Here is a 7,448-nt window from a genome sequence, read left to right as displayed (position 1 = left end):
CCTGGGCATGCATCCATTTGACCTGGGGATAGACGGGGGCGGCACCCACGCCGCCGGCGACAAAGAGGATTTTCTTGGCTTTTAAGGCTTCGATGTCTTCTTCAATAAATTCCGAGGCACAGCCCAGGGGTCCGATGAAGTCTAAGAAGGCGTCGCCTTCTTTTAATTCGGCCATGCGGACGGTGGAGGCGCCCACTTCCTGGAATACGATGGTGACGGTGCCGGCTTCCCGGTCGTAGTCACAGATGGTTAAGGGGATGCGTTCCCCCCGTTCATCCAGCCGGACGATGATGAATTGTCCGGGTTCACAATGCTTGGCGACCCGGGGAGCCAACACGTCCATCAGGACGATGTTCTCCGCCAGGTGTTCGGCTTTGACGATTTTGTACATACTTCCTCCTTTATACATATACGTTATAATGTTTTTATTCGCAGGGCTTGAAATGAATGATTCCATTTTTTAAAAAGTGGATGATGCGCTGAGATTCGGTCAAATACTGCAGCATCGATCGGATGCTTCGTTCGGAGATAATTGAACTTCTCATGCTGCTAAGATTAATTCCGTAGATTTTAAAGGCTTTGCCCAATAGACACTCATAGGAAAGTTCCGAGTCAACGAGTTTTTCCAATTGCTGGAGCTTCTGCTCCCACATGAGGCAATTCTCGGCAATCAAAGGTTGAATGTCTTCATAGAGTCCTTTATGAGAAATGAGGTAGTGGGGATAGTTTAGTCGGGCAGCATCTTTCTTACACGCTAAATCCACGGAACAGCACATCGAATAAGGGACACGGGTCTTGGCAATCATTTCCCGGTTGATTAGCAAATCGCCTAAATAGGCGACGCCATCAGGCGTGACGAATCCAAGGTGTTCCGGAGAATGGCCGGGCAGATCGAGAATCTCAAAAACAGCCCCCTCGATGGTGATGGAAGCCGCATCCTTTGAAAAAACGCAATCAGGGGTGAAGAACATCGATTGGGCATAACGGCACATTTCCGAATAAGAATTACCATAAAAATAGGCCTTGAGGCCTAAAGGGTTGCTGCAAACTGCTGCGTTAAAAAGGGATAGATATAGTTTAGATTGATGCTTTTCTTGGAATACACGATGGTTTCCAACGTGGTCGATATGGGCATGGGTGGTGAGAATACTGTGGATCCATATTTTTTTTCTCTCAAAAAAAGCCAAAAGGATATTTTGATCAGAATCGGCCAATCCCGAATCCATCAAAACGGCATGGGTCGCATCTAATAAATAAAAGGGGATGCAGCTTCGGGCAGTGGCTAGATAATAGGTGTTTCCGGATACATGGTGACATTGAAGCATTTAATCAATCCCTCCTGCTTGTAAATCCTGAACCAACGCTAAAGCGCGCACCTGGAGTTTATGCCGGATTACCTTTCCCGAGGCGGTCAGGGGCCACTCTTTTTTAGTTAGGAAAAAGAAATGGCGGGGCATTTGGAAAGAGGCTAGATTTCCCTGGAGATGCCGAAGAAGCTGCTGACGTCGAAAGGGTGCATCCTGGGACAATTCGATGAAGGCCACACCAACCTGGCCGAGCTGGGAATCCGGGATAGGAACGATGGCGGCATTGAGGACATTTTCATTGGCCATGATTTGAGATTCAATTAATGATGGTGAAACATTTTCACCATTGATTTTATAGATATCATCCATGCGGCCATAGAATGTCAGATAGCCGGAAGCATCAAACATCCCTAAATCTCCGGTTTTGAACCAACCGTCCGGCGTGAATGCTTTTTCGTTAGCTTCTACATTATGGTAATAACCTAGGGTAACAATGGGGCCTTGGCACCATAGCTCGCCGATTTCGCCAATATTGGCGATTTGTCCATCCTCTGTTTTTACGACACGATAGGTGATGGCAGGGGTGCATTTTTCCGTTTTTGCTAAGGGATAATACAGGATTTTTCCAACGCGGCTTTGAAGGATGAAGTCAGAATCGGTCGGGTCCGTCTGGACCGATGCCCCACTGACTTCTGTCATGCCGTAACCGGTAATCACATCAGAAACATGGAGTCCTCGTCTGATTTCGGCCCAGATGGATGGTGGCGGGATGGAAGCGGAACAATACACTGCATGAAGTGCGGACATATTAACTGATTTCAAAGAGGGCTCTCTTAAAATCTTGGAAATAATGGATGGGACGGCCAGGATATCGTTGACCCTCGTTTCGGCCATAAGCGCAATGGCTTTCTTCGCAGAAAAGCGGCCCGGGCTGATGATAATGGCACCACCAACCAGGACAGAAGCCAGGAATCCTTCCACATAGCCGTAAACATGGAACAAAGGGAGGGGAATATAAATCCTGCGGCCCCACTCAAACCCACGATTGATGCAGCTGCTCCAGGCACTTTTTAAGAGCATCCCATGGGTAAGCAGGACACCCTTTGGCGCGTTGGTGCTGCCAGAGGTAAAGATGATATCCGACACGTCATCGGGGTGAACCTTGGCTTTATGAATCAGAGGCCTGTCTCCCGGCTCAGAAGGTGCCAATGCCGAGAAGCCATGGATTTGATCCGGGGCTTCGGAATCAATAAGCAGCCGGGAAACAGAGGGAGTCAGGACTGTGAAGGCATCAATATTTAAATGCAGGGCGACGTTTTGGGTAGTAAGGAAATAATCAGCGTCGCTCTGCTTGATAATCGTGGCCATGGCAGTTGATGAAAGTTTGATATTGAGGGGGATTTTAATGGCTCCTAAATAAGAAAGGGCGAGGACTAAAATAATATAATGAGGTGTATTCTCCAATGCAAAAGCCACGTGTCTCCCCTGCCCAATCCCACAGCTGGAGAGTCTTTTCGCCAAGTGAATCGAACGATCAAATACGTCGCGATAGCTCAAAGTATGGGAATCTGTGATGATGCAATCCCATTCCGGAAATTGGCAGGCGATTCGGTTAAAAACGTCAAAAATACCATCTGATGGCCGATATCGGTCCGAAGCCATGAGCGCTTTGCGCCGATTCTTGAGGGAACCCTTCATTATTTCTCTCCTTTCTGATTAATCCTTGGGTCTGCTCTTTGAGGTCCTCTTGGTGAGTCGGACCAGAACAATGAGCAATGCGAATGAAACCAGTGAAAACAGCGCAGCGGCGACAAAGGCCAGACTGTAATTGCCGGTAATATCGTGTAAAATGCTCGCCATCATGGGGCCAATCACTGCAGCAATGCCGTAGGATGTAAACATAATCCCATAATTGAGCCCCATGTCCCTCATCCCAAATACCTCAGATGTGATGGTTGGAAAAATCGACATCACCCCACCAAAACACATTCCGATTATGACCAAGCAGAGGACAAAGATGAAAAAACCCTTCGCCTGGGATAAAACAACTAAATCCGCAGTACAGATGATCAGGGCAGCAATCAACGTTGGGTAGCGCCCTAAACGATCCGACAGGGCACCCATGAGGATGCGGCCGAAAAAATTGGCAACCGCCATAATCCCGACCAACAAAGCGGCCTGGGCAGCGGAAATACCGGCCACCTCCTGTCCAATCGCCGAGCCGTGGCCGGTCATCATCAGGCCGGAAACGGAAGCACCTAAAAGAATGAACCACATGAGATAGAAGCGTCGATCTTTTAACATGGCCTTCCAATCCATGTTGGTGGTGATTGGCTTGGCCGGGGCAGAGGGGTTTACGCCCCCGGATGCTTCGCCAGAGGGAGAATAATCCTTTGGCGGCGTGGCAATATACCAGGTCGTCGCAATGGAAATCAGGAAGAAAACCCCGCCGATGATTTTAAATGCAGTCATGACATCATATTGAGAGAGCAGTGCGTTGGCAATGGGTGCGATTGCCAAGGGGGAAAGACCGACCGCACCCACGATTACACCTGACGCAAATCCTTTTTTGTCAGGAAACCAACGGACTGCGGTGGTGATTCCCGGATTATAAAAAAGTCCGGAAGCCACCCCGCAGCACACCCCAAAGCTTAGGTATAGCATAAAGATACTATTCGCAAATCCGGTTAAAAACCAGCCCAGGCCCCAGAGCATACCGGATGCAATCATGAGGCGGGTTGGACCGAAGCGGTCCAATAGCTTCCCGCCCACAATGCCGACAAAGGCCATCAGCAGTAACATGAGGGAATAGGCAAAGGTGATATCCCCATAATTCCAGCCCTGCATTTCTGCCAGTGGCTTGGAAAAGACACTCCATACATAGGTTCCACCGATTAAAAACTCATTGACAAACAGAATAATCAGCATGAGATAACGATTTTTGAGCTTCATTTGTTACATCAATCCCATCTCTTTAGCTTCGATGGTCAGGGTTTCCCGGAATTTCGGATGGGCGATGGCGATTAGTGATTCTGCCCGCTGCCTGACGGTCTTATACTTGAGTGCAGCAATACCGTATTCCGTCACGACATAATCAATATCGTATCGGGAAACAGTGATGACGGTACCCGGAACATGGCTTGCTGTAATCTTAGAAATCGTGTCGTTCTTAGTTGTTGAGGATAGGGCTAAAATCGATTTTCCACCCTCGGATAATTGTGAGCCCCGGACATGATCCAGCTGGCCACCAATGCCGGAAAACTCCCGGCCATTAACAGATTCTGCGGTGGCCTGACCTAGAAGATCGACGGCAACACAGGTGTTGATGGAGGTCATCTTCGAGTTCTTTCCGATGATATAGGGATCATTAACATAATCAACAGGATAAAGCTCAAACAATGGATTGTGGTCCATGAATTTGAAAAAATCCGCTGACCCGGCGGCCTGGGCACCAACACAGACACCGGGATGCAAGGTTTTGCATTTGTTGGTCACCACCCCGGCATTGACGAGGTCCATAATGCTTTCTGTCAAAGTTTCGGAATGGATGCCTAAGTCCTTCTTTTTATTCAGGCATCGCAGCACAGCATCGGGCAAAGAACCGATGCCGAGCTGGAGCGTCGCACCGTTTTCAACTAAAAGGGCTACATTTTCTGCGATTTTTGTCGTTGTAGGGTCGCTGGGAGAAGGGCCGATAGTGTATAAAGGTTCATCATAAGGAACAATATAATCCAATTGATCCAAATGAATTTGGGTGCCTCCGACATAGGGCATATTCTCATTGATTTGAGCAATGGTGTGCTGGGCTGTTCGCGCTGCAGGTTCTGTAAAGCAGCAGGAGTTCCCGAAGGAGCACATACCGTTTTCATCGGGGGGCGACAGTTGGATGAAGGCCCAATGCGGATTTAAATCCGCATTTTGTTCAAACATGATTGGCCATTGGTGGAAGCAGGTGCCGCCGATGAAATCAATGCGTCCTTCCCGATATGCTTTTCGGGATGCCCCGCCTAAAAAAAGTGCGGTGTGATGGAAATGTGTGGCCATTTCCGGCATCAGGTGGGTATTGGGACCTGGACTCATCCCATGGATGATTTCAACGTCTTGGAGGTCCTCCGCACGGTCCATCAGAGCACTGACTAAGGCACGCGGTTCCCCTAACCAATCACCAAAAATAATCTTATCCCCGGATCGGATCTGTGCAACGGCCTCCTGGGCCGTTACAATCCGATCTTTATATTTTTCTTTCCAATCCATAGATAACCTCGTTTTTAAATTTGAACACTGGAAGAGTTCATTGGGTGATTACGCTTCCCATTTGAGCATGGTGACCATGCTGCCAATCTGGCAAACTTTTTCATCCTGATTTAATATAGTATATTCAATATTTAAAGTCCCCCGGTCAGGTTTTGATTTTGACCGATTGATTTCCTTGACCTCCACCGTCGCGTGGATGGTATCGCCAAGAGGAATGGCACCGACGAATTTCCATTGGGTGCTGAGTGCGGCAATGGCAGAACCATCGACCAGTCCCATTCTCCCCCACAGGCCGATGGCGATGGAAGCACCAAGCATACCGTGGGCGATACGGCTGCCGAAGGGAAGATCTTTGGCATAGGAAGCATCCGTGTGGATGGGATTGTTATCACCGGTCAAACCAGCAAAGAGGACGACATCAGTTTCGGTCACCGTGCGGGACAGTGTAGTAAAAACATCCCCCACGTTGAATTCACTCAGATATAAATAGCTGCGCTCCATCTTAGTACTCCTTTAATACATTGCCGCTGATGATCATCCGGCAGATTTCCGAGGTACCTTCACCGATGGTAAGGAGTTTGGCATCACGATAGAAACGTTCGATTTCATATTCGACACATAAGCCGTAGCCCCCGAGAATCTGTACGCCTTTATCACAGACATCCACGCACATTTCAGAGGAGAACATCTTAACCATGGCGGCTTCCTGGGAGTATGGGAGACCGGCATCTCTTAAGCGGCAGGCGTTGTATAACATGATACGTGTATGCTCGATTTCGGTTGCCATTTCAGCAAGCTTGAAGGAGATTCCCTGGTTGGCACAAATGGGTTTTCCAAAGCAGACCCGTTCCTTTGCGTAGCGTGTCGCACGTTCCAGTACACCCTGGGCCATCCCAAGGGCAACGGCGGAGATGGCCAGTCGGCCTTCGTCCACACAGGACATGAACAGAGGGAATCCTCGGTTCAATTCACCAAGGAGATTTTCTTTAGGAATACGGCAATCAGTAAAGAATAAGGAACCGCTGTAGGAACTATGGTTACTCATCTTTTCTTCAGGTTTTCCGACCTCAAAGCCTGGTGTCCCCGCTTCAACAATGAAGATGCTGATACCGCGGCTGCCTTTTGCCTCTAAATCGGTTTTTGCAGCAACGACGAAGATGCTGGAGTAGCCGATGTTGGTGATAAAGGATTTGCTGCCGTTAATGACCCATTCATCGCCATCGAGTTTTGCGAAGGTTTTAATGGTACCGGAGTCCGAGCCAGACTGGGGTTCGGTTAATGCGAATGAACATAACTTTTTACCCTGGGCGGCTGGGACAAGGTATTTCTGCTTCTGTTCCTCGGTTCCAGCGTGGAGCAGAGGCATGGCACCAAGTGAGGTATGGGCATCCAGGATAGAAGCTAAGGAGGAGGAATGCCGTGCTAATTGTTCCATAATGAGAATATGGCTTAAACAGTCCAGACCAGCTCCGCCGTATTCTTCCGGAATGCAGGCACCAAGGAACATCATCTCACCACATTGCTTGACAAGGTCTTCGGGGAAAAGGTGTTTCTGGTCTAATTCCGTCGTAACGGGATGGACTTCTTCATCTGAAAACTTTTTAGCCATTTCCTGGATTGCAAGCTGGTCTTCTGTTAAAAAGTACTTGTTCATAATATTAACTCCTTTGAAATATAATAATATTGGGTAGGAACATTTTCAGGCTGGGATAACCTTATGACAAGTATATAAAGCAAAAAATGTGCCAAATTCAATGATGTGTAGCAGAAAAAATAAAAGTCCTTTTAAAAGGGGACAACATCACGTATATTAAAGGAGTTACCGCAAAGGGAAAAGGAAAAATTTTGAATAGGAATTGAAAAAAATCAATATCAGATCAAAAATGC

The 7,448-nt window shown here is 48.0% G+C and carries 6 protein-coding genes and 1 pseudogene; all 7 read right to left on the bottom strand.

All coding sequences use genetic code 11. The annotated features are described in order from the left end of the window. Positions 1 to 391 (bottom strand): annotated as a pseudogene (locus BLU30_RS12925) (sulfide/dihydroorotate dehydrogenase-like FAD/NAD-binding protein); the annotation flags it as partial. 34 nt (positions 392 to 425) lie between these two features. Further along, positions 426 to 1,325 carry an MBL fold metallo-hydrolase gene (locus BLU30_RS12920; RefSeq protein ID WP_090246985.1) on the bottom strand — a complete coding sequence of 300 codons (900 nt, stop codon included), beginning with the start codon at positions 1,323 to 1,325 and terminating at the stop codon, positions 426 to 428. Next, entirely contained in the window at positions 1,326 to 3,005 is a 1,680-nt protein-coding gene (locus BLU30_RS12915; protein WP_090246983.1) for a class I adenylate-forming enzyme family protein, read from the bottom strand. It lies immediately after the preceding gene. A gap of 18 nt (positions 3,006 to 3,023) precedes the next feature. Next, entirely contained in the window at positions 3,024 to 4,259 is a 1,236-nt protein-coding gene (locus tag BLU30_RS12910; protein WP_090246982.1) for an L-lactate MFS transporter, read from the bottom strand. Positions 4,260 to 4,262: 3 nt separating this feature from the next. Further along, entirely contained in the window at positions 4,263 to 5,561 is a 1,299-nt protein-coding gene (locus tag BLU30_RS12905; protein ID WP_090246980.1) for an acetyl-CoA hydrolase/transferase family protein, read from the bottom strand. Between the two features lie 48 nt (positions 5,562 to 5,609). Next, entirely contained in the window at positions 5,610 to 6,062 is a 453-nt protein-coding gene (locus BLU30_RS12900) for a MaoC/PaaZ C-terminal domain-containing protein (RefSeq protein ID WP_090246979.1), read from the bottom strand. Position 6,063: 1 nt separating this feature from the next. Continuing rightward, positions 6,064 to 7,215: an acyl-CoA dehydrogenase family protein gene (locus tag BLU30_RS12895; RefSeq protein ID WP_090246977.1), complete on the bottom strand. Its 1,152-nt coding sequence runs from the start codon at positions 7,213 to 7,215 to the stop codon at positions 6,064 to 6,066. Positions 7,216 to 7,448: the final 233 nt, after the last annotated feature.

This window comes from Eubacterium barkeri, assembly GCF_900107125.1.
In the GTDB taxonomy this organism is placed as follows: Bacteria; Bacillota; Clostridia; order Eubacteriales; family Eubacteriaceae; genus Eubacterium_O; species Eubacterium_O barkeri.
The sequence above is the reverse complement of the archived record's forward strand: the minus strand, read 5'-3'. Positions and strand labels throughout refer to the sequence as shown.

Bases quoted from the DNA above. Each gene is read 5' to 3' on its own strand.
- BLU30_RS12905 (WP_090246980.1), bottom strand. From the start codon at position 5,561: ATGGATTGGAAAGAAAAATATAAAGATCGGATTGTAACGGCCCAGGAG.
- BLU30_RS12900 (WP_090246979.1), bottom strand. From the start codon at position 6,062: ATGGAGCGCAGCTATTTATATCTGAGTGAATTCAACGTGGGGGATGTT.
- BLU30_RS12895 (WP_090246977.1), bottom strand. From the start codon at position 7,215: ATGAACAAGTACTTTTTAACAGAAGACCAGCTTGCAATCCAGGAAATG.
- BLU30_RS12910 (WP_090246982.1), bottom strand. From the start codon at position 4,259: ATGAAGCTCAAAAATCGTTATCTCATGCTGATTATTCTGTTTGTCAAT.
- BLU30_RS12920 (WP_090246985.1), bottom strand. From the start codon at position 1,325: ATGCTTCAATGTCACCATGTATCCGGAAACACCTATTATCTAGCCACT.
- BLU30_RS12915 (WP_090246983.1), bottom strand. From the start codon at position 3,005: ATGAAGGGTTCCCTCAAGAATCGGCGCAAAGCGCTCATGGCTTCGGAC.